This is a genomic window from Mycobacterium europaeum, from assembly GCF_034555895.2.
Classification (GTDB): domain Bacteria; phylum Actinomycetota; class Actinomycetes; order Mycobacteriales; family Mycobacteriaceae; genus Mycobacterium; species Mycobacterium europaeum.
Map to the genome: position 1 here is coordinate 2,661,799 of NZ_CP157315.1, position 25,470 is coordinate 2,687,268.

The window sequence follows — 25,470 nt, forward strand, 5'->3', positions numbered from 1 at the left end:
CAAAAGTAGTGGCTTTAGCCTGCGTGTATATCTGCCGCGCGGACGCAAAACTATAACGTGTTCTAGTAGGCCCGGTGAGCGGCTGGAGGCGCGAAGTGAGTATCGATACCGCTGGGATCGGCGTCCGGGAGATCGACGTCGGAACGTTGCCGACCCGGTTTGCTCGCGGCTGGCACTGCCTGGGCGTGGCCAAGGACTTCCTCGACGGCAAGCCTCACCCGGTCAACATCTTCGGCACCAAGCTCGTCGTCTTCGCCGACACCGAACACAACCTGCGGGTCCTCGACGCCTATTGCCGGCACATGGGCGGCGACTTGTCGCAGGGCACGATCAAGGGCGATACCGTCGCGTGCCCGTTTCACGACTGGCGGTGGGGCGGCGACGGCAAGTGCAAGGAGGTGCCGTACGCCAAGCGCACACCGCGGATGGCGCGCACCCGCTCGTGGCCTACCGAGGTGCACAACGGTCTGTTGTTCGTCTGGCACGACCACGAGGGCAACCCACCGTCACCGGAACTGCAGATTCCCGATATCCCCGAGGCCGCCAGCGACGAATGGACGAACTGGCGGTGGCGCAGTGAGCTCATCGAGGGTTCGAACTGCCGCGAGATCGTCGACAACATCGTCGACATGGCGCATTTCTTCTACATCCACTACGGCTTCCCGACGTACTTCAAGAACGTCTTCGAGGGCCATATCGCTTCGCAGTATCTGCGCACCGTCGGCCGGCCCGACGTGCTGCTCGGCGGTTCCCACTACACCGGCGAACAGACGCTGGACTCCGAGGCCTCCTACTTCGGCCCGTCCTTCATGATCAACTGGCTGCACAACAGTTACGGCGGCTACAAGGTGGAATCGATCCTCGTCAATTGCCACTACCCCGTCACACAGAACTCCTTCATGCTGCAGTGGGGCATCATCGTGCGGAAGCCCGAGGGCATGGACGACGCCGCCACCGAGAAGCTCTCCGAAGCGTTCACCGACGGCGTCAGCATGGGCTTCTTACAGGACGTCGAGATCTGGAAGCACAAGACCCGCATCGAAAACCCCTTGCTGGTGGAAGAGGACGGCCCGGTCTATCAGCTGCGTCGCTGGTATCAGCAGTTCTATGTGGACGCCGGCGACGTCACGCCGCAGATGACCGACCGCTTCGAGTACGAGGTCGACACCACGGCCGCGAACAAGCATTGGCACACCGAGGTGGAAGAGAACCTGCGGCCCAAGGTGGCGCAGCCCGGGTAGCAGCGCCCGTCAGTGCTGCACGGGGCACTTGCCGGTGTAATCGACCTGCCAGTGCTTGATCCCGTTGAGCCAGCCCGACCGGATCCGCTCCGGCTTGGCGAGGGGCGTGAGGTCAGGCATGTGGTCGGCGATGGCGTTGAACATGAGGTTGATCGTCAACTTGGCCAGGTTGGCGCCGATGCAGTAGTGCTCGCCGGTGCCGCCAAATCCCACGTGCGGGTTGGGGTTACGCAAGATGTCGAAGGTGAACGGATCGGTGAAGACGTCCTCGTCGAAGTTGGCCGAGCGGTAGAACATCAACACCCGCTGGCCCTTCTTGATCTTCACGCCCGACAGCTCGGTGTCCTCCTTGGCGGTGCGCTGGAAGGCGGTGACCGGGGTGGCCCACCGGACGATCTCGTCCGCCGCAGTCTCCGGGCGCTCCTTCTTGTACAGCTCCCACTGGTCGGGGAAGTCGGCGAACGCCATCATGCCCTGGGTGATCGAATTGCGGGTGGTCTCGTTGCCGGCAACCGCCAGCATCATCACGAAGAACCCGAACTCGTCGTCGGAGAGCTTCTCGCCGTCGATATCGGCCTGCAGCAGCGTGGAAACGATGTCGTCGCCGGGGTTTTCGGCCCTGAGCTCCGCCATTTTCATCGCGTAGGCCAGCACCTCCGCCGACGACGCCTTGGGATCGATATGCGAGTATTCCGGATCCTCGGCGCCGGTCATCTCGTTGGACCACCGGAACAGCTTGCCGCGGTCCTCCTGCGGCACGCCGAGCAGCCCGGCGATGGCCTGCAGCGGCAGTTCGCACGCGACCTGCTCGACGAAATCACCGGACGCCTCGGCGACGGCCGCCTTGGCGATCGCCTGCGCCCGTTCGTTGAGCTCGTCGCGCAGCCGGCCGATCGCGCGCGGCGTGAACCCGCGGGAGATGATCCGGCGCAGCCGGGTGTGGTGCGGCGGGTCCATGTTGAGCAGCACGAAGCGCTGCAGGTCGATGTCCTCACGGCTCATGTCGTCGGCGAAGCGCGGAATGGCGCCGTTGAGCCAGCTGGAGAAGACGTCGTTGCGCAGCGACACCTCCTTGACGTCCTTGTGCTTAGTCACCACCCAGAAGCCGCCGTCGTTGAAGCCGCCCTTGCCGATGGGCTGATCACACCACCAGATCGGTGCGTTGTGGCGGAGTTCGGCGAGCTCCTCGACGGGCAGACGCTCGGCGTAGATGTCCGGGTCGGTCGGGTCGAATCCGGGGGGAAGGTGCGGGCAGGTCATCGTTGGCTCCTCTGCGAGTCAGACCATCGTGTCGGCGGGCGGCAGCCCGAATTCGTGGTTGCCGAAGATCAGGTAGGCCCGCTCGGGATCGTTGGCGGCGTGCACCCGGCCGGCGTGCGCGTCGCGCCAGAACCGTTGCACCGGAGCGCTATTGGCCAACGCGGTGGCACCCGAGGCGTCGAACAACCGGTCGATCGAGGCGACCGCGCGGGCGGTGGCGCGCACCTGGTCACGACGGGCCCGGGTCCGCAGCTCGAACGGGACCTCCCGACCCGCCACCAGACACGAGTACTCGTCGCCGACGTTGCCGATCAGCTGTCGCCACGCGGCGTCGATGTCGCTGGCCGCCTCGGCGATACGCACCTTGGCGAACGGGTCGTCCTTGGACTTCTCCCCCGCGAACGCGGCACGCACCCGCTTGCCCTGATGCTCGACGTGGGAGTCGTAGGCGCCGTAGGCCATGCCGACGATGGGGGCGGTGATCGTGGTGGGATGCATTGTGCCCCATGGCATCTTGTAGACCGGGTCGGTGTTGGTCACCAGCCCACCGGCAGTGTGGTCGTTCATCGCCTTATAGGACAGGAATCGGTGCCGGGGCACGAACACGTCCTTGATCACCAGGGTGTTGCTGCCGGTGCCCTTCAGGCCGACGACATGCCAGACGTCGTCGATGCGGTAATCGCTTTTCGGGATCAAGAAGCTGCCGAAGTCGACCGGCTGGCCGTCCTTGATCACCGGGCCGCCGACGAACGTCCACGTGGCGTGGTCGCAACCCGACGACCAACTCCACGAGCCATTGACCAGGTAGCCACCGTCGACCACCCGGCCGGCACCCATCGGGGCGTATGACGAGGAGATGCGCACGTCTGTGTCCTCGCCCCAGAGGTCTTGCTGGGCCTGTTGGTCGAACTGCGCCGCGTGCCAGTTGTGCACGCCGAGAATCGATGCCACCCATCCGGTGGACCCGCACGCACTGGCCACGCGCCGGACGGCCTCGAAGAACACCGTGGGATCACACTGCATCCCGCCCCACTGCGCTGGCTGCAGCAGCCGGAAGAAACCGATATCCTGCAGCTCGCTGACAGTGGCGTCCGGTAGCCGCCGCAGCCCCTCGGTCTCCAGCGCCCGCTGCCGCAGTGTGGGCAAGAGATCGTCGATGGCGGCCAGCACGGACTGGGCGTCGACTTCTTGAATGGTCGTCACTGCTCACCTCCACGCGCACGCACCCGGTCACAGGACTAGAGCACATTGCGGTCTTGATCGAGTATTTCATTGTTTTCCCTGTACAGAAGCAATAAAACCTACCCTGTAACTTGTTCTAATTATGGCCGCGCGCCGAGTCGCAGCTAGGGCATAAAGTCCCACAGCCGTGACGCGGGTGCTGCCCGCGATGGGAATTGGCGTCGCTGATGAGTCCGTCCGCTGCGCCCGACTACGCCGCGCTTGCGATCACCGCTCGCCCCATGGCAGCGACCTGGGGGCACCTCCCGCTTGCGGGGGACTGCGCCCGAGTACGCCGCGCTTGCGATCGCCGCTTACTCCCGGGCGGCCGCCTTCTCGAGTTCGGTGAGCGCCGCCTCGATCCGGTCGGCCATGTCGTCGATGTCGTTGGCCACCTCGGGCGTCGTCACGAAACCGAAGTCCAGGTAGTCGGTGTAGGAGAAGCAAGTGATGTTCAGGGCGACATCCATGACCGGCGGGCCGAGCGGCACCAGCGAATCCAGTTTGGCGCCGGCCATATACAACGGGAATGGCGGGCCCGGCACATTGGACACGACCAGGTTGATCGGCGCCAGGTTCCGCGACAGCCCGCTGGCGGTGTAGGCCCGCGCGGCCAACTGCAGCAGTCCCGGGGGCGTGGTCTCGGTCAGGCCCATGATCTGGTGCGCCGACAACGCCTTGGCCATCAGCTTGGCGTTCTGGGTGCTTTCGTGGATGGCCCGCAGCCGCTCGGCGGGGTCGTCGACGTCGGTGGCCAGCGACACGGTCATCGAGCTCACCTTGTTGCCGACGTCGTCCTTATCGTCGTCGGTGCGGGTGGAGACCGGGATCTGGGCGATGAGCGGTTTGGCGGGCAGCTCACCACGCTTCTGCAAGTACTCCCGGGCGGCGCCGGCCACCAGAGCCAGCACGACGTCGTTGAGCTTGACACCGTAGGCGTCCTTGACGGCCTTGGCCCGCGCCAGCTCGACGCGGCAGCCGGTGATCCTCCGGTGCGGGGACACGGGCGCGTTGAACCGCGTCTTGGGCGCTTCGAAATACCGTGGGGGACGGCCGCTCACGCCCAGCGCGGCGATCTGCTGGCGCACGGTCTGTTCCACGAGCCTGGCAATGCGGAAGGGCGTCTTGACGCCGACGTTGATGAGCGCGCCCACCGCCCGCCGTTCGATGCCCGGGATCCGCGAGCCCACCAGCGATCCGACCGTTTCCCGTTGCGGCGGGCGCGGTTCCGGCGTGACGTCCAACAGGATCTCCCCCAGGCCGGCACCAGAGACGCCGTCGACGATGGCGTGGTGCATCTTGGTCAGCGACGCGACCCGGCCGCCCTCGACGCCCTCGATCACCCACATCTCCCACAACGGCCGGGCGCGGTCCAGCTTGTAGGACATCAGCCGGCCCACCAGCTCCTCCAGCTCGCGGCGGCCGCCGGGCGCCGGCACGGCGATGTGCCGGATGTGGAAGTCGATGTCCAACTCCTCGTCTTCGACGAACCACGGCCGGTCCAGGCCGAGCGGCGCACCGGTGACCCGCCACCGCAGCTGCGGCAGCTCGGGCAGCCGCTCGATGATCAGCTCGCGGAGCCGCTGGAAGCTGTACTCCGGCGAACCCTTCGGGTCGCAAATCGCCAGTGCGCCCACATGCATGTGCCAGCCTGAAGTCTCGGCCGACCAAAACGCCGCATCAACGCTCGAAAGCCGCTTCATCACCCGACCGTAGCCCCCACCCACCCGTTGCGAACAGCGATTGACGCGACCGGTTACGCGTCTTCCAGCAGATCCGGGGTCACCGCCGATTCAGTATCGGGGATGCCCTCGATCTTGGCCTTGCGATCGGCCATCGACAGCAGCCGCCGAATGCGGCCGGCGACAGCATCTTTCGTCATCGGGGGGTCGGCGAGCCGGCCCAGCTCCTCCAGCGAGGCCTGCCGGTGCTCGACGCGCAGCTTGCCGGCCGAGGCCAAATGGTCGGGGACGGTGTCGCCGAGGATCTCCAGCGCGCGTTCCACCCGGGCGGCCGCCGCGACGGCGGCCCGGGCCGACCGGCGCAGGTTGGCGTCGTCGAAGTTGGCGAGCCGGTTGGCCGTCGCCCGCACCTCGCGGCGCATCCGGCGCTCCTCCCAGACGAGCCGGGTGTCCTGCGCGCCCATCCGGGTCAGCAGCGCGCCGATGGCTTCACCGTCGCGCACCACCACCCGGTCGGCGCCACGCACCTCGCGGGCCTTCGCGCTGACCCCGAGCCGGCGCGCCGCGCCCACCAACGCCAGCGCGGCCTCCGGTCCGGGGCAGCTGACCTCCAGAGCCGACGACCGCCCCGGCTCGGTCAGCGAGCCGTGTGCCAGGAAGGCTCCGCGCCAGGCGGCTTCGGCGTCGGTGATGCTGCCACCCACCACCTGGGCGGGCAGACCCCGCACCGGGCGGCCACGGTTGTCGAGCAGGCCGGTCTGGCGTGCCAGCGCCTCACCGTCGTTGGCCACCCGCAGCACGTAGCGGGTGGTCTTGCGAATCCCGCTGGCGGACAACACATGCACGACGGCGCTATAGCCGTAGAGCTCGAAGATGTCCTTGCGCAGCCGCCGGGCGACGTTGCCCAGGTCCACCTCGGCCTCCACCACCACCCGGCCGCCGACGATGTGCAACCCGCCGGCGAACCTCAGCAGGGACGTCACTTCCGCGCGGCGCGCGCTGACCGACTTCACGACCAGGCGGCTGAGCTCGTCCTTGACTTCGGTCGTCATCGCCACGCGTCGTCACCCCTTGGTCCGCTGCCGGCCGGTCCGTTGCCACCGGTCTGTGGGCTTGCACCGTCGACCCGAATATCCGCGGTGGCCGTGACCGGGGGCGCTCCCGGACCCTTGTGGGCCGCCCGTACCCCGTCCAGGGCCGCCGCGAGCTTGCCCGGGTCATGTAAAGGTGTACCAGGTCGGGCCACGTCGACGAAGTGGACCTCGGCCGAAAGCAGCATCGCCGTGCGGCGCAGGTGTTCCCGCTCCCGCTCGCCGGGGACCCGCTCGGCATCGATGATGATGTCGTGCACGGTGAAACCCGGTGCGTGCTGGGCCAACACGTGCAGATGACGCTCGACCGAGAAGCCGGCCGTCTCCCCCGGCTCGGCCACCAGGTTGAGCACCAGCGCACGACGGGCGGTGGTGGCGCGCAGCGCGGCCGCCAGCCCGGGCACCAGCACGTGCGGGATCACGCTGGTGAACCACGAGCCGGGACCCAACACCACCAGGTCGGCGGCCATGATGGCGTCGACGGCCTGCCGGGTCGCCGGGGGGTCGGACGGCAGCAGCCGTACCCGCCGCACCTTGCCCGGTGTGGTGGCAACCGCCACCTGGCCGCGGATCAGCCGGAACATCCGCGGATCGGTCTCCAGGCCGGACACGTCGGCCTCGATCTGCAGCGCGATCGGGCACATCGGCAGCACCCGGCCCTTGACACCGAGGATCCGGCCGAGCTCGTCGAGGGCGGCCACCGGATCGGCCAGCACCTCGGACAGCCCGGCGAGCATCAGGTTGCCGATCGGGTGTCCGGCCAACGCACCGTTGCCGCCGAACCGGTGCTGCAGGATGGTCGCCCAGAGCCGCCCGTGCGGGCTGTCAGACGCCAAGGCCGCCAATGCCATTCGCAGATCGCCCGGCGGCACCACATCCAGTTCGCTGCGCAGCCGCCCGGACGAACCGCCGTCGTCGGCGACGGTCACCACCGCGGTGACATGGGGAGTCAGCCGGCGCGCCGCGGACAACGTCGCGTACAGGCCGTGTCCCCCGCCCAGCGCCACGATGCCCTGATTCGTCGGGGCGCTCATTCGCGCCCCAGATCCCGGTGCAGCACCCGCACCGACAGTTGAGGATTGCCCTTGAGCAGCCCCATCAGCGCCTCGGCGATCGCGACGCTGCGATGCTTACCGCCGGTGCAGCCGATGGCGACCGTCATGTAGCGCTTGCCCTCCCGGCGGTAACCGTCGACGACCAAAGACAGCAACCGATGGTAGGCGTCGAGAAAGTCCGCGGCGCCGGGCTGACTCAGCACGTATTGGCTGACGGCCGGGTCCTGTCCGGTCAGCGGACGCAGCTCGTCGACCCAGTGCGGGTTGGGCAGGAACCGCACGTCCATCACCATGTCTGCGTCCATCGGCAGGCCGTACTTGAAGCCGAACGATTCGACGGTGACGCTGATCGACGTGCTGACGTCGCCGCCGAACGCACGCTCGATGCTCTCCCGCAAGCCCCGCACCGACAGCGTCGACGTGTCGATGATCAGGTCGGCGGTGGCGCGCACCGGCGCCAGCATCCGGCGCTCGGCGGCGATGCCCTCGGCCAGGGTCTGATCCCCCTGCAGCGGATGGCTGCGGCGGTTCTGTTCGTAGCGGCGCACCAGCATGTCGTCGGATGCCTCCATGAACACCACCCGCGGCCTGATGTTGCGGGTGGCCAACTCGTTGCGCACCTCGTCGAGGTCGCCGGTGAAGCCGCGCGACCGCACGTCCATCACCACCGCCAGCTGGGTGATCCGCGAACCGGCCGCCAGCCCGAAATCGACCATCCGGGTTATCAGCTGGGGCGGCAGGTTGTCGGCCACATACCAGCCGAGGTCCTCGAGCACCTTGGCGGCGGTACCCCGCCCGGCGCCCGACAACCCGGTGACCAGTACGACGTCGATGCCGGCCCCACCATCCGGGCGGGCGTCCATCGGGCGGCCCTCAGCCAACTCACCCGTCATTCGGCTTCTCCGGGCCGCTCGGGCCGCAGCGCCTCGAGGACGGCCGTGGCGGTGGCCACACCGATACCGGGAACGGCCGTGATCTGGTCGACGGTGGCCTCCTTGAGGCGGGCTATCGATCCGAAATGGGTTACCAGCGCCTTGCGGCGATGTTCCCCCAATCCTGGCACCGAATCCAGCGCCGAGGCGGTCATTCGCTTGGATCGCTTGCTGCGATGGTAGGTGATGGCGAACCGGTGCGCCTCGTCACGAATTCGTTGCAGCAGATAAAGGCCCTCGCTGTTGCGGGGCATGATGACGGGATCGGGCTCCGACGGCACCCATATCTCCTCCAGCCGCTTGGCCAGACCGATCACCGCGACGTCGGTGATGCCGAGGTCTTCGAGCACGGCGCTGGCCGCGTTGACCTGCGGTGCGCCACCGTCGACGACGTAGAGGTTGGGCGGATAGGCGAACCGGCGCGATTTCCCCTCCGGTGAAAGCATATTCGGGTCGTTCTGCTCGCTCAGGTGCCGCGCGAACCGGCGCCGGGTCACCTCGGCGATCGAGGCGACGTCGTCGGAGCGGCCGTGCCCCGCGGCTTCACGGATCGCGAAGTGGCGGTAGTCCGACTTGCGCGGCAGGCCGTCCTCGAACACCACCAGCGAGCCCACCACGTCGGTGCCCTGCACGTGGCTGATGTCCACACATTCGATGCGCAGCGGCGCGTCGGCCAGGCCGAGGGCCTCCTGAATGTTCTGCAGCGCAGCCGATCTGGCGTTGAAATCGCCGGCCCGTTTCAGCTTGTGCTGCTGCAGCGCCTCTTTGGCGTTGCGTTGCACGGTTTCGGCCAGCGCCCGCTTGTCGCCGCGGCGCGGCACCCGCAGCGCGACCCGCGAACCGCGCAGACCCGACAGCCAGCTGGTCAACTCGTCGGAGTTGGACGGTAGGCAGGGCACCAGCACCTCGCGCGGAACCGGGTTGGCGGCTTCGTCTGTGGTTTGTCCCAAGGCACCACCGAGTTCGGCCTGCTCGCCGTAGAACTGCGTCAGGAATTGCTCGACCAACTGCTCCTCGCCGGAATCACCGGCCTCCGCCGACTTTTCGACGATCCAGCCACGCTGGCCGCGGACCCGGCCGCCGCGAACGTGGAACACCTGGACCGCCGCCTCCAGGTCGTCGTCGGCGAAGGCGACCACGTCGGCGTCGGTCCCGTCGCCGAGCACCACGGCCTGCTTTTCCATGGCGCGCTTGAGAGCGCCGAGGTCGTCGCGGAGGCGCGCCGCCCGCTCGAAGTCGAGTTCGTCGGAGGCGGCCTGCATCCGCTGTTGCAGCTCGCGGGCGTAGCGGTCGGTCTTGCCGGACAGGAAGTCGCAGAAGTCGTCGACGATCTGGCGGTGCTGCTCGGCGCTGACCCGCCCGATGCAGGGCGCCGAGCACTTGTCGATGTAGCCGAGCAGGCAGGGGCGATCGATCTGCTTGTGCCGCTTGAACACACCGGCCGAACAGGTGCGGGCCGGAAAGACGCGGGTGAGCAGGTCCAGCGTTTCCCGGATCGCCCACGCGTGGGAGTAGGGCCCGAAATAGCGGACGCCTTTGCGGCGCGGGCCGCGATAGACCATCAGCCGGGGGAACTCCTCGTTGAGGGTCACGGCCAGCACCGGGTAGGTCTTGTCGTCGCGGTAGCGAACGTTGAAGCGGGGATCGAACTCCTTGATCCAGTTGTATTCGAGCTGCAGCGCCTCGACTTCGGTGTTGACCACCGTCCACTCCACCTTGGCGGCGGTGGTCACCATCTGCCGGGTCCGCGGGTGCAGGCCGGCGACGTCGGCGAAGTAGGACGTCAGCCGGCTGCGCAGGCTTTTGGCCTTGCCGACGTAGATGACCCGCCCGTGCGTATCCCGGAATCGGTAGACGCCCGGCTCGACCGGGATGGACCCGGGCGGGGGGCGATAGGTGGCGGGATCTGGCACCCATTCAGGCTAGTAGCCGTCGCCGGGGTGGCCGAGAAGGCCGGGCGAGTGCGGGTGCCGGTCTAGTGTGGTGCACACCGGTCGGCACTACGTTCGGGGGTCACCGTCGAGTCTTCGCTAGCCTGGTTGCTGCACCCCGTCGGCGTTGATACCTTCCTCGACGAGATTTGGGCGACCAGCCACCACCACATCCAGCGCTGCCGGCCCGGCTACTTCGACAAGCTGCTTCCCGGGCCGTCGGCCGTCGACGTACTCCTGGAGCATGTGCAGCCGGAACCGTCGGCCATGCGACTGGTCAAGGGCGGGGCAGACAAGGATCCGGCGAGCTACCGCCGCGCCGACGGCGGCCTTGACCCGGTGCGGGTACGCGAGGGCCTGGCCGGCGGCTACACGATCGTCGTGAATGGGGTCGAGCGCTATCTGCGCACGATCGCTTCCCTGTCGCATTCCATCGAGGTCGAGCTGAACTTCCCGACCCGGGTCAATGCCTACGCCACGCCTCCGAAGTCGACCGGCTTCGTCCCGCACTACGACCCGCACGACGTGCTGGTCCTGCAGATCGAGGGGTCCAAGACCTGGCATCTGTCCGACGCGGCCGCGGTGCCGCCGCACGAGATCCAGCGACGCAAGGGGGTCGGGACAGCCGGGCTCACGTCGTCGACCGACGTGACCCTGCAACCCGGCGACGTGCTGTATCTGCCGCGCGGCCAAGTGCATTCGGCCGAGACCGGCTCCGAGCCCTCGGTCCATCTCACGATCGGGCTGCACGCGCCCACTGTGCTCACGCTCCTCACGCACGAGCTGCACACGCTGAGCCTGCGCGACCCCCGGATGCACGCGCGCCTATCGCCACGCCACCTGGATGACGCATCCGCCCGTGCCGGCCTGGGCGAGCTCGTGCGCGACAGCGTGCGGGCCCTCGAGGATCCCGAGATCCTCACCGAAAGCCTCGACGCGTTGGCCGACGTCTTGGTCCGGCGGGGCCGATGCCCTCCGGTCGGGAGGGTCAGCGACACCGTCGGGATCGACGGGCGAACGCTGGTTGCGAAGTATGAACCGCTCTATGCGCGGGTGGCGCACGTCGACGACCGCGTCGTGCTGCGATTCGCGCAGCTGTCGGTGGGCGCGGGCGCCGACCATGAGGCGGCGATGTTGTTCCTCGCCGGCAGCACGGAGCCGTTTCGGGTCGGCGAGCTACCCGGGCTGAGCACCGCGCAGCAGATCGGGCTGGCGCAGACATTGATCCTGAACGGATTCTTGGTCCGGCTGTCCAACGGCTGACAGTTACCTTCACGTCTCCGGTGAAAGAGGAATGCCTATCCTCGTTTGCGGTGGTTTTCGGCGTAATCTTCGGTACATGCGGCTTTCTGCCCGGTCAGCCGCTGGCTTTTCCGATCAGCTGGCCCGTCGCACCGCGTGGACGCGCCGGTTGACCCACGACGCGATATCGGCGCCCAGCCTCCGCCGAGACCGCGCAAGGTCGCATTGCCGAAACGCCGAACACCACTAGGAGGCCGGGACAGGCGGTTACTCGCGTGACTGACCGGGCCAGCGCCGGCCGGCCACGCGGGACCGCTGGCCGGTTTGTCGGGAGGAGCGCAACATGGCGGCACGGACGCACGCGGGGGGCCGCCGATGACCATGCCGATCTGGGCCGCCTTCCCGCCCGAGGTGCATTCGGCGGCGCTGTCCAGCGGTCCCGGGCCGGCATCCCTGCTGGCGGCCGAGCAGGCGTGGCAGGCGTTGAGTGCCGAATACGACTCGGCGGCCCAGGAACTCGGCGACCTGTTGGCCGCGGTGCAGGCAGGAACGTGGCAGGGCCCCAGCGCGGAGGCGTACGTGGCCGCCCATGTGCCTTACCTGGCCTGGCTTCTGCAGAACAGCGCCAACAGCACGGCGGCGTCCCTCGAGGCCGCGACGGTCGCCGCGGCCTATACCGCTGCACTGTCCGCCATGCCGACCCTGGAGGAGATCGAAGCCAACCACGCCGCTTTCGCGCAACTGGTGGCGACGAATTTCTTTGGCGTGAACACGATTCCGATTGCGCTCAATGAAATGGACTACCTGCGGATGTGGCTGCAGGCGGCCACCACGATGGCGATCTATGAGGCAGTGTCCGAGACCGCGCAGACGTGGGTCCCGCCGACCGCCCCGCCCCCGCCGATCCAGCTGGCCAACCCCCCCAACCAAGATGCGGGTGGCGGCGCAGACCAACTGAGCTGGTGGGTAACTCGCGTGCAAGAAGTTGCCCAAGAACTCAACGGAGATCTCAGCCAATCCGGATCCAACCCGTCCACGGTCCTCAACACCCTGATGAGCGACCCGATGCTCGCCTCCCAGGTTCCACACTGGGCGGGCGAGGCGCTCTACACCTTCCTCCCCCAAGTGCCCCAATTGACGCAGCTTTCCGTCGGCCTGATTGCTCCCTTCGTCTCCCTCCCCGTCGCGGGCGCGGCGGGCCTGGCGGGTCTGGCCGGGTTGGCCGGCGTAGGCCAACCCGCACCCACGCTGCCCGCCGCCGCGCCGGCTCCGTCCCACACGGGAACGCCCGTCGCGATGGCACCCGGTCTCGGCGCCCCCGCTCCGACCCCCACCACCGCCCCGGTGCACGCGACCGCGCCCACCGCGGCGTCGGTGTCCGCCCCGGCGCCGGCGCCGCCCGCCCCCGGCGTCCCCGCTCTCAGCTATCCCTACGTCGTCGGCCCCCCCGGGCTCGGGGCCGGCACGGACATGAGCCTCGGCTCGCGCATCGCCCGGAAATCGCGCGTGCCCGACGCCGTCGCGGCGCCGACCGCCTCGGCCCGGCGGGAACGGAACCAGCAGCGCAGGCGCACCCGATGGGGCTTGATCGACCCCGGGCACCGCTATGAATACCTCGACCCGGACGACTACGCCGCGTCGCCGACGGCCTCGGCTCATGGCGCGGGAACGATGGGGTGGTCGGGCGCCGCGGACTCGGCCGGTGCCGGTCAAGCGGCCGGCCTGGCCACCCTCGGCGGCGACGAAAGGGGCGGTCCCAGCATGCCGATGCTGCCCGGCGACTGGGCGTCCGAAACCGGCGAACGCGGTCCCGAATAGCCCGATGACCAGCGCCGACGCCGTGCAGGCGCAGGTGTGAACGGTTTGGAGGGCTCCCATTTCGGCTACCAGAGGTGGAGCCGGACGTTACAGTGGGTGGTAATCAATGGAGGGAGTCCACAGATGTTCAAGCGCTCGTTGACCAGGCTCGCGATCGGGGTCGGCGGTCTGGCATTGGCGTCGACCGCCGCGGCCGGGGTCGCATCCGCTGCCCCCGACTACGGACCGATGATCCACACGACCTGCACCTACGACCAGGCGATGCGGGCGGTGCACGCCGAAAACCCGATGGCCGCTCAGTACCTCGACCAGTCGCCGCCGAACCAGCAGTTCCTGCAGCAGTACCTGGCGTCGTCGCCGGATCAGCGGGTGAACCTGCTCCACGCCATCGAGCACAACCAGGGCGCGCAGCAGGCGCTGCCGATCTTCCAGCAGATGATGACCGACTGCAAGAACTTCTGAGCCGTCCACCTGAAAGGGCTATCCGTGCGGGGGCACGGATAGCCTTTTCAGCGGGTGTGCAGGTCGGGCCGGTATCGCGCCAGCAATGACCGGACGGTATCCATCGCGTTGACCGCGCGGTCCTTGTCGACGGCCTGGATGGCCATCACGGGGATGTACTCGTCGTCGGGCAGGTCGATGCGCGCCCAGCGATTACCCGCCGGGAACGAGACACCGGCGACGTCTGGCCATTCGATCAGCCTGTCGCCCAACAGGTTACGCACCGATATTCCGGCCGCCCCGACCCGGAGCCGGGGCCGGGCGAACAGCAGGATCACGCCGGCGAGGACCACACCGAGCAGCGCCATCGCCACCTGGTCGCTGGTGTGGAACACCACGCCGGTGGAGCCGACCTTGAGCAGGAAGCCGATCGCGATGTGGACCACCACGATGACGACGGCCGTCACGTAAACGAATATCGGCGTGCGGTGGGGACGCAATTCGACGTCCCATTCCCCCGGCTCGGTCACGACCCAGAGCGCAGGTCACGCAGCGTCAGCGCGGTTTGCAGCGCCGCGCCGGTCGCCTGGGCGCCTTTGTCCTCGGCCGATCCGGGAAGGCCTGCGCGGTCCAGCGCCTGCGCCTCGGTGTCGGTGGTCAGCACGCCGTTGGCCACCGGTGTCGACGAGTCCAGCGAAACCCGGGTCAATCCCTGCGTCACCGCATCGCATACGTAATCGAAATGCGGTGTCTGCCCGCGGATCACCACACCCAGGGCGACCACCGCGTCGTGATTGCGGGTCAGTTCCTGTGCCACCACCGGGATTTCGATGGCGCCGATCACCCGGACCACCGTCGGGTTGTCGATACCGGACTCGGACGCCACCTTGCGTGCACCGGCCAGCAGGGCATCGCAGATCCCGGTGTGCCAGGTGCTCGCGACGATGGCCAGCCGCAGGCCGGATGCGTCCAGCGGTGGGAAATCCGGCACACCCGCCGCAGGACTCATCGGCGCCACTCCTCCTCATCGCTTCGTACCCCGCGACTCACAAAGCACCGCCGAATTCGCCTGGCAGATGGACGGATTCGTGAAAGTCGTCCAACCCCACCAGGTCGTGGCCCATCCTGTCGCGCTTGGTCATCAGGTAGCGGATGTTCTCCGCGTTGGCGCGCACCGGCAGCGGCACGCGCTCGATGATGTGCAGGCCGTAGCCGTCCAGCCCCACCCGCTTGGCCGGGTTGTTGGTCAGCAGCCGCATGGAGCGGACGCCGAGGTCGACCAGGATCTGCGCCCCGATTCCGTAATCCCTTGCGTCGGCGGGCAATCCGAGTTTGAGGTTGGCGTCGACGGTGTCCTCGCCGGCGTCCTGTAGCTGGTAGGCCTGCAATTTGTGCATCAGGCCGATGCCGCGGCCCTCGTGGCCGCGCATGTACAGCACGATGCCGCGACCCTCCCGCGCGACCATCGCCATCGCGGCATCCAGTTGGGGCCCGCAATCGCAGCGGCGAGAACCGAACACGTCACCGGTCAGGCACTCGGAGTGCACGCGGACCAGCACGTCGTCGCCGTCGGCGTTCGGCCCGGCGATCTCGCCACGAACCAGCGCCACGTGTTCGACGTCCTCGTAGATGCTGGCGTAGCCGATCGCGCGGAACTCGCCGTGCCGGGTGGGTATGCGGGCCTCGGCGATCCGCTCGATGTGCTTCTCGTGCTTACGTCGCCACTCGATCAGATCGGCGATGGTGATCAGCGCGAGGTCGTGCTCGTCGGCGAAGACCCGCAGCTCATCGGTCTGCGCCATCGAGCCTTCGTCCTTCTGGCTGACGATCTCGCAGATCGCGCCCGCCGGCTGCAGCCCCGCCATCCGGGCCAGGTCGACGGCGGCCTCGGTGTGGCCGGGGCGGCGCAGCACGCCGCCATCCTTGGCACGCAACGGAACCACGTGGCCGGGGCGGGTGAAATCGTTGGCGACGCTGGCGGGATCGGCCAGCAGGCGCATGGTGGTGGCCCGATCGGAAGCCGAGATCCCGGTACCCACACCGTTTCTCGCGTCGACGGTGACGGTGTAGGCGGTCCCGTGCTTGTCCTGGTTCACCGCGTACATGGGCAGCAGCCCCAGCCGGTCGCAGATCGCGCCGTCCAGCGGCACGCACAGGTACCCCGAGGTGTAGCGGACCATGAACGCCACCAGCTCCGGCGTCGCCTTTTCGGCGGCGAAGATCAGGTCGCCCTCGTTCTCGCGATCCTCGTCGTCGATGACGACCACGGCCTTACCGGCCGCAATGTCGGCAACCGCCCTCTCGACGGAGTCCAACCTCGTCATCGTCGCTACCTTGCTGTCTCAGGGGTCCGCGGGAAGAGCCCAAGTGTTGCATTCAGTATGAACCACCGCGCGGGACACGTTATTGCCGCTGCGTTCCCGCGGCGCGACCGGCACCGGTGACCCGCGCACGGGCCCGGACCGCCCCCGTGCGGCGGCAGGTCTCGCCGGCGCCCTGGCGCCGCCGGCGGCGTGCGCCCCTTCGACACCGGGCGAACCGGCACGCCGAAACGACTCCTGATCGGGCGCCAGCAATCTACGCTGAGCGGATGAAAATCACAGTGAGGCTTGCGGCACCGGCCGTGACCTTGATGTTCGCGGCGGGATTCGCGGCGGCGATCGCCCACCCGCAACCGGCGGCGGCCGACGCGTGCGCCGACGTCGGCGGCCGGCACGTGAGTGTCGGCGGGTGCACCGATCCGGGGCGCTGGGGTAACTGGGTCCTTCCGGCCGATGCGATGACGGCCCCGCCGCCCGACGCGCCGCCGCCGTGCTACACCCCGTCCGGCGAGCCGTACTGGACGCCGCCGGGCGAACCCTGCTGACCGGATCGGCACGGCGCGCGTCACCGAACGCGGCGTAGTCAGCGCGCGGTGAGCAACCTCTCCACGTATTTCGCGATGACGTCGACTTCGAGGTTGACCTGTGTTCCGACCGGGGCGCGACCCAGGGTGGTCAGCTCGCGGGTGGTGGGGATCAGCGAAACCTCGAACCAGTCCCCCGGCCCGTTGCCGAGCCCGGAGACCGTCAGGGAGATGCCGTCGACCGTGATCGACCCCTTCTCCACGACGTAGCGGGCCACGCCCGCGGGGATCTCGATGCGCACCACTTCCCAGTGCTCGGACGGCGTGCGGGCCACCACCTGGCCGGTCCCGTCCACGTGTCCCTGCACGATGTGCCCGCCCAGGCGGCTGTTGACCGCCGCGGCGCGCTCCAGGTTGACCGGGCTGCCGACCTGCAGCGCGCCCAGGTTGGACCGGTTGAGGGTCTCGGCCATCACGTCGGCGGTGAACTGGCCGTCGGGCAGCAACTCCGCGACGGTCAGGCAGACGCCGTTGACGGCGATCGAATCGCCGTGCCCGGCATCGGAGGTAACCACGGGTCCGCGGATGGTCAGCCGCGCCGCGTCGGCGAGCACGTCGCGGCCGGTCACCTCTCCGAGTTCCTCGACAATTCCGGTGAACATGGCATCAGGTTAATCGGCCGCCGCGAACCCGCGGCCGCGCTGGTGAGCACGCCAAAGGTTCGGCCCCGGCGCGACACCGCGCCCCCGCGTCCCCCAAGCCGGTCACCGGCACCCTCTACGATGCAAGGTATGCAGACCCGCCGCCGTCTATCGGCCGTCCTCGCATCCCTGACCCTCGCCACCGCCTTGGTCGCCGGCTGTTCGTCGGGCTCAAAGCAGAGCGGCGCCCCGCTGCCCGACGCCACCACCCTGGTCAAGCAGTCGGCCGACGCCACCAAGAACGTCAAGAGCGTGCACCTGGTGCTGACCATTCAGGGCAAGATCCAGGGGCTCCCCATCAAGACGTTGACCGGTGACCTCACCACGGCCCCGGCCACCGCGGCGTCGGGCAACGCCACGATCACCCTCGGCGGCTCCGACATCGACGCCAACTTCGTGGTGGTCGACGGCACCCTGTACGCCACGCTGACGCCGAACAAGTGGAGCGACTTCGGCAAGGCGTCCGACATCTACGACGTGTCGGTGCTGCTCAACCCCGACACCGGGCTGGCCAACGCGCTGGCGAACTTCACCAACGCCAAGGCCGAGGGCCGCGACACCATCAACGGCCAGAGCACCATTCGCGTCAGCGGCAACGTGTCGGCGGACGCGGTGAACAAGATCATGCCGCAGTTCAACGCGACGCAGCCGGTGCCGAGCACGGTGTGGATCCAGGAGACCGGTGACCACCAGCTGGTTCAGGCCAACATGCAGAAGAGTTCGGGCAATTCCGTCCAGGTCACGCTGTCCAATTGGGGCGAGCAGGTTCAGGTCACCAAGCCCCCGGTGAGTTCATGAGTTCGCAGACCGGGCGCCGCGTCGCGATCAGCGCCGGCAGCCTCGCGGTGCTGTTGGGCGCCCTGGACGCCTACGTCGTCGTGACGATCATGCGCGACATCATGAGCGACGTTCACATCCCGATCAACCAGCTGCAGCGCATCACCTGGATCATCACGATGTACCTGCTGGGCTACATCGCGGCGATGCCGCTGCTCGGCCGGGCGTCGGACCGGTTCGGCCGCAAGCTGGTGCTGCAGGTCAGCCTGACGCTGTTCATGGTGGGTTCGGTGGTGACCGCGCTGGCCGGGCACTGGGGCGACTTCCACCTGCTGATCGGCGGCCGCACCATCCAGGGCGTGGCCAGTGGCGCGCTGCTGCCGGTCACGCTCGCCCTCGGCGCCGACCTGTGGGCCCAACGCAACCGCGCCGGCGTGCTGGGCGGCATCGGCGCCGCACAGGAGCTCGGCAGCGTGCTGGGCCCGCTGTACGGGATCTTCATCGTGTACTTGTTCCACGATTGGCGCTACGTCTTCTGGATCAACGTCCCGCTGACCTTGATCGCGATGGTGATGATCCAGTTCAGCCTGCCCTCGCACGAGCGGGTGGAGGAGCCCGAGCGGGTGGACCTGGTCGGCGGTCTGCTGCTCGCGGTCGCGCTGGGCCTGGCCGTCATCGGCCTGTACAACCCCCAACCCGACGGCAAACAGATCCTGCCGAGCTACGGGCCGCCGCTGGTCATCGGGGCCGTCGTGGTCGCCGTGCTGTTCCTGCTCTGGGAACGGTTCGCGCGCACCCGGCTGATCGAGCCGGCGGGGGTGCACTTCCGCCCCTTCCTGGCGGCGCTGGGCGCATCGCTCGCCGCGGGCGCGGCGCTGATGGTGACCCTGGTGGACGTCGAGCTGTTCGGGCAGGGTGTGCTGCAGATGGACCAGACGCAGGCCGCCGGGCTGCTGCTGTGGTTCCTGATCGCGCTGCCGATCGGTGCGGTGCTCGGCGGCTGGATCGCCACCCGGGTGGGCGACCGCGTGATGGCCTTCATCGGGCTGCTGACCGCGGCCTACGGCTACTGGCTGATCCACTACTGGCGTCAAGACGTGCTGAGCCAGAAGCACGACATCTTCGGGGTGCTCAGCGTCCCCGTGTTGCACGCCGACCTGTTGGTGGCCGGTGTCGGCCTCGGCCTGGTGATCGGGCCGCTGACCTCCGCCGCCCTGCGGGTCGTCCCCTCGGCGCAGCACGGCATCGCCTCGGCGGCGGTGGTGGTGGCTCGCATGACCGGCATGCTCATCGGTGTGGCCGCGCTGAGCGCGTGGGGCCTGTACCGGTTCAACCAGATCGTGGCGGGGCTGACCGCGGCGATACCCCCCAACGCCTCCCTGCTGGAGCGGATCGCCGCCCAGGGCACCATGTACCTCAAGGCGTTCGCGATGATGTACGGCGACATCTTCAGCGCCACCGTGGTCATCTGCATCGTGGGAGCGCTGCTGGGCCTGCTCATCGGCGGCCGCAAGGAACACGCCGAGGAGCCGGAGATTCCCGAGCCGCAGACCGTGGCGCTCGGCGAGCACCAGCGCTGACCGCTCCTACTCGCCGCGCGGCACCAGGCTGAGCAACAGATCCGGCCCGACGCGGTCGACCCCGTCGAACTGCCAGCGCAGCGCCCGCGCGATCGTGGGCACCCCGACGTCGTCGACCGCGGAGACGGGACCGCCCAGCAGCATCGGCGCGACGTAGGCCAGGATGCGGTTGACCACCCCCGCCCGCAGGAATGCGCCCGCGAGGGTGGGTCCGCCCTCCACCAGGACGTCGGTGCGGTCCGAGAGCGCCTTGATCACCTCCATGGGGTCGTGCGTGCGAATCACCATGGTCCGCGAATCGTCGTTGAGAACCTTTGCCTCCGCCGGTATTTCGCGCATCCCCACGACCACGCGCAGCGGCTGCCGGTCGGCCAGCGAGCCGTCGGGCAACCGGGCCGTCAACGCCGGATCGTCGGCCAGCACGGTGCCGGTGCCGACCACGATCGCGTCGGCCGCCCCGCGGCGGCGATGCAGGTCCAGCCGCGAGGCCTCGCTGGAAATCCACTGGCTGGTGCCGTCGGCGGCCGCGCTGCGGCCATCGACGCTGCTGGCGTATTTCCAGGTCACGTGCGGCAGCCCGGTGCGCTGCTTGTGCAGCCATTCCCGCAACGGCCCACCGGCGACTTCGTCGGCCAGCACCCCGGCCGTCACCTGCACGCCCGCCTCGGTCAACCGGGCCGCGCCGCCGGCGGCGGCGGGGTTGGGGTCGGCGACGGCGTAGACCACCGCGCCCACCTTCGCGTCCAGCAGGGCGTTCACGCACGGCGGGGTCTTGCCGTAGTGGTTGCAGGGCTCCAGCGTGACCACCGCGGTCCCGCCGACCGCCAGTTGGCCAGCCCGCCGCAACGCCAGCACCTCGGCATGGTCGCCGCCGGCCGGTTCGGTGCCGCCCACACCGACGACCGCCCCGTCCGCATCCAGGATGACCGCGCCCACCGGCGGGTTCGGATAGGTGGTGCCCTTGACCTGGTTGGACTGCTCGATCGCCAGGCGCATGGCCGCGTCGAGCCCGTCGACGGCTGGGTTCATCGCAGGTGCGGTGACACCGCCGCCGCCTGTCTGCGCAGTGCCGCCACGGCGGCCTCCGGGTCCTGGGCGCCGTACACGGCCGACCCGGCGACGAAGCAGTCGACGCCGGCCTCGGCGGCCTGCTCGATGGTGTCGTCGTTGATGCCGCCGTCGATCTCGACCAGGATGGTCAGCTCCCCCGCGTCGATCAGCTTGCGCGCGGTGCGGACCTTGCTCAGCACCTCGGGGATGAAGCTCTGGCCGCCGAAGCCGGGCTCGACCGACATGATCAGCAAGGTGTCGAACTGCGGCAGGATTTCCAGGTACGGCTCCAGCGGTGTTCCCGGCTTGACGCTGATGCCCGCCTTGGCGCCCGCGGCGCGGATGTCGCGCGCCACCGCAACCGGGTTGTCGGTGGCCTCGGCGTGGAAGGTGACGTTGTAGGCGCCCGCCTCGGCGTACGGCGGTGCCCAACGGTCCGGGTCCTCGATCATCAGATGGCAGTCCATCGGGATGGCGGTGGCGGCCAGCAGGCTCTCGACCACCGGCAGGCCGATGGTCAGGTTGGGCACGAAATGGTTGTCCATCACGTCCACGTGCAACCAGTCGGCGCCGCGCACCGCGGCCGCCTCATCGGCCAGCCGCGCGAAGTCAGCGGACAGGATGGATGGCGCGATCAGCGGACGACCGGTATTGCCAGGCATGTGCGCCAGACTATCTGCGGCGCAGCGCAGCCGCGGCCCCGCCCGTCAAGTCGCGCCGCCCTACCCCGCTTCGCGGCGCAGCGCGGCCGCGGCACCGCCCGTCAGGTCGCGCCGCCCTACCCCGCTTCGCGGCGCAGCGCGGCCGCGAACATCGCGTCGGTGCCGTGCCGATGCGGCCACAGCTGCACATGCGGCCCGTCCCCCAACCCGGTGACGGGCTCGAACAGCGGCCGGGTGTCCAAGGCGCACACCGGGTGCCGGCGCAGCGCGTCGGCGACCACGCCGACGGTTTCGGCCAGGTGCGGCGAACATGTCGCGTACAGCACCACACCGCCGGGCCGGGTCAGCGCGATCGCGGCGCCCAGCAGCTCGCGCTGCAGCTTGGCGAGCACCGGCACGTCGGCCGGCTGCCGCCGCCACCGCGCCTCCGGCCGGCGCCGCAACGCGCCCAGCCCGGTGCAGGGCGCGTCGACCAGCACCCGGTCGAACGTCGGCTCGAGTCCGGTCTGCCGCCCGTCGACCCGCAGCACCTCGACGGGCAGCCCGCGGGTGTTCTCGGCCACCAGGTCGGCGCGGCGCGGGGCCGGCTCCACCGCCGTGACGCGGGCCCCCGCACCGGCGCCGATCGCGGCCAGCAGCGCGGTCTTGCCGCCCGGGCCGGCGCACAGATCCAGCCACCGCCCGGCGTCGTCCTCGACCGGCGCCAGCGTGAGCGCGCGGGCCACCAGCTGGCTGCCCTCGTCCTGGACCAGCGCCGCGCCGTCGCGCACCGGCGCCAGCCGCCCGGGATCGCCGCCCGGCAGGTACACCGCGTAGGGCGAATACCTGCCGACGGTGCCCCCCACGGCATCGGCCAGCTCCGCGGCGGTCAGCACCCCGGGGCGGGCCGCCAGGTGCACCTGCGGCCGCTCGTCGTCGCTGGCCAGCAGCGCGTCCAGCTCGCCCGCGGCGGGCCCCAGCGCGTCGGCGAAGGCCTGCGCGACCCAGCGCGGGTGGGCGTGCACGAAGGCGGCGTGCCCGACCGGGTCCCGCGAAGGGTCGGGCGCCAGTTCCTCGACCCAGGACTTCTCGTCTCGGGCGGCGATGGCCCGCAGCACGCCGTTGACGAATCCGGCTCGGGCCGAATCGAATTCGATTCCAGCCTGCTCGACCGTGGTGGACACCGCGGCGTAGGTGTCCACCCGTGTGCGCAGCAGCTGGTAGGCGCCGAGGCGCAGCAGGTCGAGCAGCACCGGGTCGATCGTGTCCGGCGAGCGGCCCGCGGCGGCGCCGATGACCGCGTCGAGCAGGCCCCGGGTGCGGCACGTGCCGTAGGCCAGCTCGGTGGCGAACGCCGCATCGCGGCCGGTGATCCCGCGTTCGCGCAGCAGGGCGGGCAGGGCCAGGTTCGCGTAGGCGTCGCGCTCGGTGACCGCCCGCAGCACGCCGAACGCCGCGGCCCGCGCGGGGTCGAGCGGCCGGCGCCGCTTGCCGCGCCCGCGGTTCGGCGGTCGGGGCGGGCTCATGTCGCCCGCGCCGCGGCGTCGAGTCGCGCGCCGCGGGCCCAGTCGACGGCGTTCATGAGTTTCTTTCCGGGCGGCTGGATTTGGCCCAGCCGCACGGCTTGCGAGCCCGTCCCGACCCAGACGCTCTTGCGGTCGACGTGAATAGCGCCGGGCGGCAACGCTTCCGGGGCGTCGGCCTCGATGTGCACCGGGCCAAGCTTGATGCGCAGGTCGCCGATCATCGTCCAGGCACCCGGGTTCGGCGTGACCGAGCGGATCCGCCGCTCCACCACCGCGGCGGGCAGGTCCCAGCGCACCCGGGCCTGCTCGACGGTGATTTTCGGCGCGACGCTGACGCCGTCGGCGGGTTGCGGGCGGGGCGTCAACGTCTGGTCGGCGATGCCGTCCAGCGTGGTCGACAGCAGGGCCGCACCCGAATCGGCCAGTCGCTCAAGCAATTCGCCGGCGGTGTCGGTGGGCCGGATCGTTTCGGTGACGACGCCGTAGACGGGGCCGGAGTCCAGGCTGGGCTCGATCCGAAACGTCGTCGCCCCGGTGATGGTGTCCCCGGCCGCGATCGCCGCCTGCACCGGCGCCGCCCCCCGCCAGGCGGGCAGCAGCGAGAAGTGCAGGTTGATCCACCCGTGCGGGGGCACCGCGAGCAGCGCGTCGCGCAGCAACGCTCCGTAGGCCACGACCGGGCAACAGTCCGGTGCCAGCTCCGAGAGTTCGGCGACGAATTCGTCGGAGTTCGGTCGCCCCGGCCGCAGCACCGGGATGCCGCGGTCGAGCGCTTCGCGCGCCACCGGCGACGGCTGCGGCTTGCCGTGCCGGCCGACCGCGGCGTCGGGCCGCGTCAGCACCGCGATCACCTCGTGACGCGGCGAGTCGATGAGGCGACGCAGGGCGGGCAGCGCGGGTTCGGGGGTGCCGGCGAAGACGAGACGCACCGGCCCAGTCTAGGAAGACACGGATGCCACCCGACCGTAAGTTGCGCACATAAATTATTTCTCATGCATACTATTGCTAAAGGTCACCATCTTCGCCGGGTGACCGCACTGCCGTGCTAGTGACAACGGGGTCGAGTGGGCAGCCCTTTCCTTATCTCCAAGGAGGTCTGATGACTCTCGACACGATGATCAGCGACGCCACTCCCCACCGCGCGATATGGGCCCTCGGCGACTACGCCCTGATGGCCGAGGAAGTGATGGCCCCGCTGGGCCCGGTCCTGGTCAAGGCCACCGGCATCGGGCCGGGCGTGCGGGTGCTCGACGTCGCGGCCGGCTCGGGCAACATCTCGTTGCCGGCCGCCGCCACGGGCGCCGAGGTGGTTTCCAGCGACCTGACCCCCGAGCTGTTGCAGCGGTCGCAGGCCCGGGCCGCGGCACGCGGCCTGACGATCGACTACCGGGAGGCCAACGCGCACGCGCTGCCCTTCGGCGACGGCGAGTTCGACGTCGTCATGTCCGCGATCGGCGTCCAGTTCGCGCCGGACCAGCAGCGGGCCGCCGACGAACTGGTCCGGGTCTGCCGGCCGGGCGGGACGATCGGCGTCATCAGCTGGACCCCGGAAGGATTTTTCGGTCGGATGCTCGCCACCATCCGGCCTTACCGGCCCAGCCTGTCGCAAGCCGTGCCACCCGCCGCGCTGTGGGGACGGGAAGGCTATGTCACTGGACTGCTCGGCGAGCGGGTCGGCCGGATGACCGCGGTGCGGGGAATGCTGGGGGTCAACCGATTCACCAGCGCCAAAGCGGTACACACCTACTTCAAGAACCACTACGGTCCGACGATCGAGGCCTACGCGAACATCGGCCACAACCGGGTCTTGACCGCTGAGCTGGACGCCCAACTCGTCGAACTCGCCGGGCAATACCTCGACAACGGCACGATGGGCTGGGAGTACCTGCTGGTCATCGCCGAAAGGCGGTGACCAGCCAAGGGTTCGGCTACAGGTCGATCTCGGCGTCGAGGTGCACGTCCGGCTCACCGCCAGCGGCGGTGAACGCGGTCAGCGCGCGCACCAGGCCGTGGCGCTCCGCCGGCGGCATCTGCTCCACGATGGCCGCGATTTCGGACCGCCGGTGCGCGGTCACCTGACGGACGACCTCGCGCCCCCGCTTGGTCAGGGCGGCGAGTAGCTCGCGCCGGGACGTCGGGTGCGGGAGGCGGTCGATCAGCCCCGCCGCGACGAGGCGATCGACCATCCGCCCGGTGGCGGAGGGTTGCACCCCCAGCAGACCGGCCAACGTGGCCAGGTTGACCGGACCCCGATTGGACAGGATCACCAACGTCCGGAACTGCGGGATGGTGATCGTCTCGTCCACCTGCCCGATTGAGCGCGCCGAGATGGCAACCAGCAGGCGGGAAGCCGTCAGCAAAGCGTCGGTGATCACATCGAGCGACTCGTCCGCCGTCGCCGGATTGTCCGCTGCCATCTCGACCCTTCCCCGGATC

24 protein-coding genes are annotated in these 25,470 nt (G+C 69.3%); 8 read left to right on the forward strand and 16 right to left on the reverse strand.

The genetic code is table 11. The features are described 5' to 3' along the window. The first annotated feature begins 95 nt into the window (after window positions 1-95). On the forward strand, window positions 96-1,241 hold the full coding sequence (locus U8D42_RS11690) for a Rieske 2Fe-2S domain-containing protein (RefSeq protein ID WP_322861338.1): 1,146 nt from the start codon (window positions 96-98) through the stop codon (window positions 1,239-1,241). 9 nt (window positions 1,242-1,250) lie between these two features. On the opposite strand, the gene U8D42_RS11695 is transcribed toward U8D42_RS11690, so the two are convergent. From U8D42_RS11695 to uvrC, 7 genes are all read right to left on the reverse strand, one after another. Further along, entirely contained in the window at window positions 1,251-2,501 is a 1,251-nt protein-coding gene (locus tag U8D42_RS11695; RefSeq protein ID WP_322861339.1) for a cytochrome P450, read from the reverse strand. A gap of 18 nt (window positions 2,502-2,519) precedes the next feature. Beyond that, the gene (gene hsaA, locus U8D42_RS11700) at window positions 2,520-3,704 is read right to left on the reverse strand and encodes a 3-hydroxy-9,10-secoandrosta-1,3,5(10)-triene-9,17-dione monooxygenase oxygenase subunit (RefSeq protein ID WP_322861340.1); all 1,185 of its coding nucleotides are present in this window, start codon (window positions 3,702-3,704) and stop codon (window positions 2,520-2,522) included. A gap of 332 nt (window positions 3,705-4,036) precedes the next feature. After that, window positions 4,037-5,425 (reverse strand): WS/DGAT/MGAT family O-acyltransferase, encoded by a 1,389-nt coding sequence (locus tag U8D42_RS11705; protein WP_322861341.1) that lies wholly within the window; start codon window positions 5,423-5,425, stop codon window positions 4,037-4,039. Window positions 5,426-5,478: 53 nt separating this feature from the next. Next, window positions 5,479-6,456 (reverse strand): DNA-binding protein WhiA, encoded by a 978-nt coding sequence (whiA, locus tag U8D42_RS11710; protein ID WP_090423477.1) that lies wholly within the window; start codon window positions 6,454-6,456, stop codon window positions 5,479-5,481. Beyond that, window positions 6,453-7,529, reverse strand: a complete 1,077-nt coding sequence (gene yvcK, locus U8D42_RS11715) for a uridine diphosphate-N-acetylglucosamine-binding protein YvcK (protein ID WP_322861342.1) — start codon at window positions 7,527-7,529, stop codon at window positions 6,453-6,455. The genes whiA and yvcK overlap by 4 nt, the downstream gene beginning before the upstream one ends. Beyond that, the gene (rapZ, locus tag U8D42_RS11720) at window positions 7,526-8,413 is read right to left on the reverse strand and encodes an RNase adapter RapZ (RefSeq protein WP_208859498.1); all 888 of its coding nucleotides are present in this window, start codon (window positions 8,411-8,413) and stop codon (window positions 7,526-7,528) included. The genes yvcK and rapZ overlap by 4 nt, the downstream gene beginning before the upstream one ends. Before the next feature lie 26 nt (window positions 8,414-8,439). Beyond that, a complete protein-coding gene (uvrC, locus tag U8D42_RS11725; protein WP_322861343.1) occupies window positions 8,440-10,395 on the reverse strand; it encodes an excinuclease ABC subunit UvrC in 1,956 nt (651 codons plus the stop codon). 264 nt (window positions 10,396-10,659) lie between these two features. Here uvrC and U8D42_RS11730 point away from each other — a divergent pair, with 264 nt between their 5' ends. The 3 genes from U8D42_RS11730 (at window position 10,660) to U8D42_RS11740 (ending at window position 13,935) form a co-directional block, all read left to right on the forward strand. After that, window positions 10,660-11,676 (forward strand): cupin domain-containing protein, encoded by a 1,017-nt coding sequence (locus tag U8D42_RS11730; RefSeq protein WP_322861382.1) that lies wholly within the window; start codon window positions 10,660-10,662, stop codon window positions 11,674-11,676. Window positions 11,677-12,030: 354 nt separating this feature from the next. Continuing rightward, window positions 12,031-13,473 carry a PPE domain-containing protein gene (locus U8D42_RS11735; protein ID WP_322861344.1) on the forward strand — a complete coding sequence of 481 codons (1,443 nt, stop codon included), beginning with the start codon at window positions 12,031-12,033 and terminating at the stop codon, window positions 13,471-13,473. Between the two features lie 123 nt (window positions 13,474-13,596). Next, window positions 13,597-13,935, forward strand: coding sequence for a hemophore-related protein (locus U8D42_RS11740; protein WP_085238703.1), 339 nt, complete (start codon window positions 13,597-13,599; stop codon window positions 13,933-13,935). A 47-nt stretch (window positions 13,936-13,982) separates the two neighbouring features. Here the strand turns inward: U8D42_RS11740 and U8D42_RS11745 are convergent, their stop codons facing one another. Genes U8D42_RS11745 through U8D42_RS11755 form a run of 3 tightly spaced genes read right to left on the reverse strand, consistent with a single transcriptional unit; the run spans window position 13,983 to window position 16,238 of the window. Further along, entirely contained in the window at window positions 13,983-14,444 is a 462-nt protein-coding gene (locus U8D42_RS11745) for a PH domain-containing protein (RefSeq protein ID WP_322861345.1), read from the reverse strand. Continuing rightward, window positions 14,441-14,923, reverse strand: coding sequence for a 6,7-dimethyl-8-ribityllumazine synthase (gene ribH, locus U8D42_RS11750; protein WP_085238705.1), 483 nt, complete (start codon window positions 14,921-14,923; stop codon window positions 14,441-14,443). Before ribH ends, U8D42_RS11745 begins: the two co-directional genes overlap by 4 nt. Before the next feature lie 37 nt (window positions 14,924-14,960). Then, window positions 14,961-16,238 carry a bifunctional 3,4-dihydroxy-2-butanone-4-phosphate synthase/GTP cyclohydrolase II gene (locus U8D42_RS11755; protein ID WP_085238706.1) on the reverse strand — a complete coding sequence of 426 codons (1,278 nt, stop codon included), beginning with the start codon at window positions 16,236-16,238 and terminating at the stop codon, window positions 14,961-14,963. 266 nt (window positions 16,239-16,504) lie between these two features. Here U8D42_RS11755 and U8D42_RS11760 point away from each other — a divergent pair, with 266 nt between their 5' ends. Next, the gene (locus U8D42_RS11760; protein ID WP_322861346.1) at window positions 16,505-16,780 is read left to right on the forward strand and encodes a hypothetical protein; all 276 of its coding nucleotides are present in this window, start codon (window positions 16,505-16,507) and stop codon (window positions 16,778-16,780) included. A 38-nt stretch (window positions 16,781-16,818) separates the two neighbouring features. On the opposite strand, the gene U8D42_RS11765 is transcribed toward U8D42_RS11760, so the two are convergent. After that, window positions 16,819-17,421, reverse strand: coding sequence for a riboflavin synthase (locus U8D42_RS11765; protein ID WP_090423201.1), 603 nt, complete (start codon window positions 17,419-17,421; stop codon window positions 16,819-16,821). A 129-nt stretch (window positions 17,422-17,550) separates the two neighbouring features. Between U8D42_RS11765 and U8D42_RS11770 the strand changes: the two genes are divergently transcribed. Beyond that, complete coding sequence (locus U8D42_RS11770) at window positions 17,551-18,258, forward strand: LppX_LprAFG lipoprotein (RefSeq protein ID WP_431523847.1); 708 nt, start codon at window positions 17,551-17,553, stop codon at window positions 18,256-18,258. Continuing rightward, window positions 18,255-19,817, forward strand: coding sequence for an MFS transporter (locus U8D42_RS11775; RefSeq protein ID WP_322861348.1), 1,563 nt, complete (start codon window positions 18,255-18,257; stop codon window positions 19,815-19,817). The genes U8D42_RS11770 and U8D42_RS11775 overlap by 4 nt, the downstream gene beginning before the upstream one ends. Before the next feature lie 6 nt (window positions 19,818-19,823). Here U8D42_RS11775 and ribD read toward each other — a convergent pair whose 3' ends face one another. From ribD to fmt, 4 genes are all read right to left on the reverse strand, one after another. Further along, a complete protein-coding gene (gene ribD / locus U8D42_RS11780) occupies window positions 19,824-20,846 on the reverse strand; it encodes a bifunctional diaminohydroxyphosphoribosylaminopyrimidine deaminase/5-amino-6-(5-phosphoribosylamino)uracil reductase RibD (protein WP_322861349.1) in 1,023 nt (340 codons plus the stop codon). Then, window positions 20,843-21,529 carry a ribulose-phosphate 3-epimerase gene (gene rpe, locus U8D42_RS11785; RefSeq protein ID WP_085238711.1) on the reverse strand — a complete coding sequence of 229 codons (687 nt, stop codon included), beginning with the start codon at window positions 21,527-21,529 and terminating at the stop codon, window positions 20,843-20,845. Before rpe ends, ribD begins: the two co-directional genes overlap by 4 nt. Before the next feature lie 116 nt (window positions 21,530-21,645). Continuing rightward, complete coding sequence (locus U8D42_RS11790) at window positions 21,646-23,034, reverse strand: RsmB/NOP family class I SAM-dependent RNA methyltransferase (protein ID WP_322861350.1); 1,389 nt, start codon at window positions 23,032-23,034, stop codon at window positions 21,646-21,648. Then, window positions 23,031-23,963, reverse strand: a complete 933-nt coding sequence (gene fmt / locus U8D42_RS11795) for a methionyl-tRNA formyltransferase (RefSeq protein WP_322861351.1) — start codon at window positions 23,961-23,963, stop codon at window positions 23,031-23,033. Before fmt ends, U8D42_RS11790 begins: the two co-directional genes overlap by 4 nt. A 170-nt stretch (window positions 23,964-24,133) precedes the next feature. Between fmt and U8D42_RS11800 the strand changes: the two genes are divergently transcribed. Beyond that, window positions 24,134-24,946, forward strand: coding sequence for a class I SAM-dependent methyltransferase (locus U8D42_RS11800; protein WP_085238714.1), 813 nt, complete (start codon window positions 24,134-24,136; stop codon window positions 24,944-24,946). A gap of 16 nt (window positions 24,947-24,962) precedes the next feature. On the opposite strand, the gene U8D42_RS11805 is transcribed toward U8D42_RS11800, so the two are convergent. Beyond that, entirely contained in the window at window positions 24,963-25,451 is a 489-nt protein-coding gene (locus U8D42_RS11805; protein ID WP_322861352.1) for a MarR family winged helix-turn-helix transcriptional regulator, read from the reverse strand. Window positions 25,452-25,470 lie beyond the last annotated feature (19 nt).

What these genes read in the sequence shown, in the direction of transcription:
- U8D42_RS11770 (WP_431523847.1), top strand. Translation starts at nt 17,551, where the DNA reads ATGCAGACCCGCCGCCGTCTATCGGCCGTCCTCGCATCCCTGACCCTC.
- U8D42_RS11790 (WP_322861350.1), bottom strand. Translation starts at nt 23,034, where the DNA reads ATGAGCCCGCCCCGACCGCCGAACCGCGGGCGCGGCAAGCGGCGCCGG.
- U8D42_RS11705 (WP_322861341.1), bottom strand. Translation starts at nt 5,425, where the DNA reads ATGAAGCGGCTTTCGAGCGTTGATGCGGCGTTTTGGTCGGCCGAGACT.
- U8D42_RS11805 (WP_322861352.1), bottom strand. Translation starts at nt 25,451, where the DNA reads ATGGCAGCGGACAATCCGGCGACGGCGGACGAGTCGCTCGATGTGATC.
- ribD (WP_322861349.1), bottom strand. Translation starts at nt 20,846, where the DNA reads ATGAACCCAGCCGTCGACGGGCTCGACGCGGCCATGCGCCTGGCGATC.
- U8D42_RS11695 (WP_322861339.1), bottom strand. Translation starts at nt 2,501, where the DNA reads ATGACCTGCCCGCACCTTCCCCCCGGATTCGACCCGACCGACCCGGAC.
- whiA (WP_090423477.1), bottom strand. Translation starts at nt 6,456, where the DNA reads ATGACGACCGAAGTCAAGGACGAGCTCAGCCGCCTGGTCGTGAAGTCG.
- rapZ (WP_208859498.1), bottom strand. Translation starts at nt 8,413, where the DNA reads ATGGACGCCCGCCCGGATGGTGGGGCCGGCATCGACGTCGTACTGGTC.
- U8D42_RS11740 (WP_085238703.1), top strand. Translation starts at nt 13,597, where the DNA reads ATGTTCAAGCGCTCGTTGACCAGGCTCGCGATCGGGGTCGGCGGTCTG.
- U8D42_RS11755 (WP_085238706.1), bottom strand. Translation starts at nt 16,238, where the DNA reads ATGACGAGGTTGGACTCCGTCGAGAGGGCGGTTGCCGACATTGCGGCC.
- U8D42_RS11775 (WP_322861348.1), top strand. Translation starts at nt 18,255, where the DNA reads ATGAGTTCGCAGACCGGGCGCCGCGTCGCGATCAGCGCCGGCAGCCTC.
- U8D42_RS11800 (WP_085238714.1), top strand. Translation starts at nt 24,134, where the DNA reads ATGACTCTCGACACGATGATCAGCGACGCCACTCCCCACCGCGCGATA.
- ribH (WP_085238705.1), bottom strand. Translation starts at nt 14,923, where the DNA reads ATGAGTCCTGCGGCGGGTGTGCCGGATTTCCCACCGCTGGACGCATCC.
- U8D42_RS11765 (WP_090423201.1), bottom strand. Translation starts at nt 17,421, where the DNA reads ATGTTCACCGGAATTGTCGAGGAACTCGGAGAGGTGACCGGCCGCGAC.
- rpe (WP_085238711.1), bottom strand. Translation starts at nt 21,529, where the DNA reads ATGCCTGGCAATACCGGTCGTCCGCTGATCGCGCCATCCATCCTGTCC.
- U8D42_RS11760 (WP_322861346.1), top strand. Translation starts at nt 16,505, where the DNA reads ATGAAAATCACAGTGAGGCTTGCGGCACCGGCCGTGACCTTGATGTTC.
- U8D42_RS11735 (WP_322861344.1), top strand. Translation starts at nt 12,031, where the DNA reads ATGACCATGCCGATCTGGGCCGCCTTCCCGCCCGAGGTGCATTCGGCG.
- yvcK (WP_322861342.1), bottom strand. Translation starts at nt 7,529, where the DNA reads ATGAGCGCCCCGACGAATCAGGGCATCGTGGCGCTGGGCGGGGGACAC.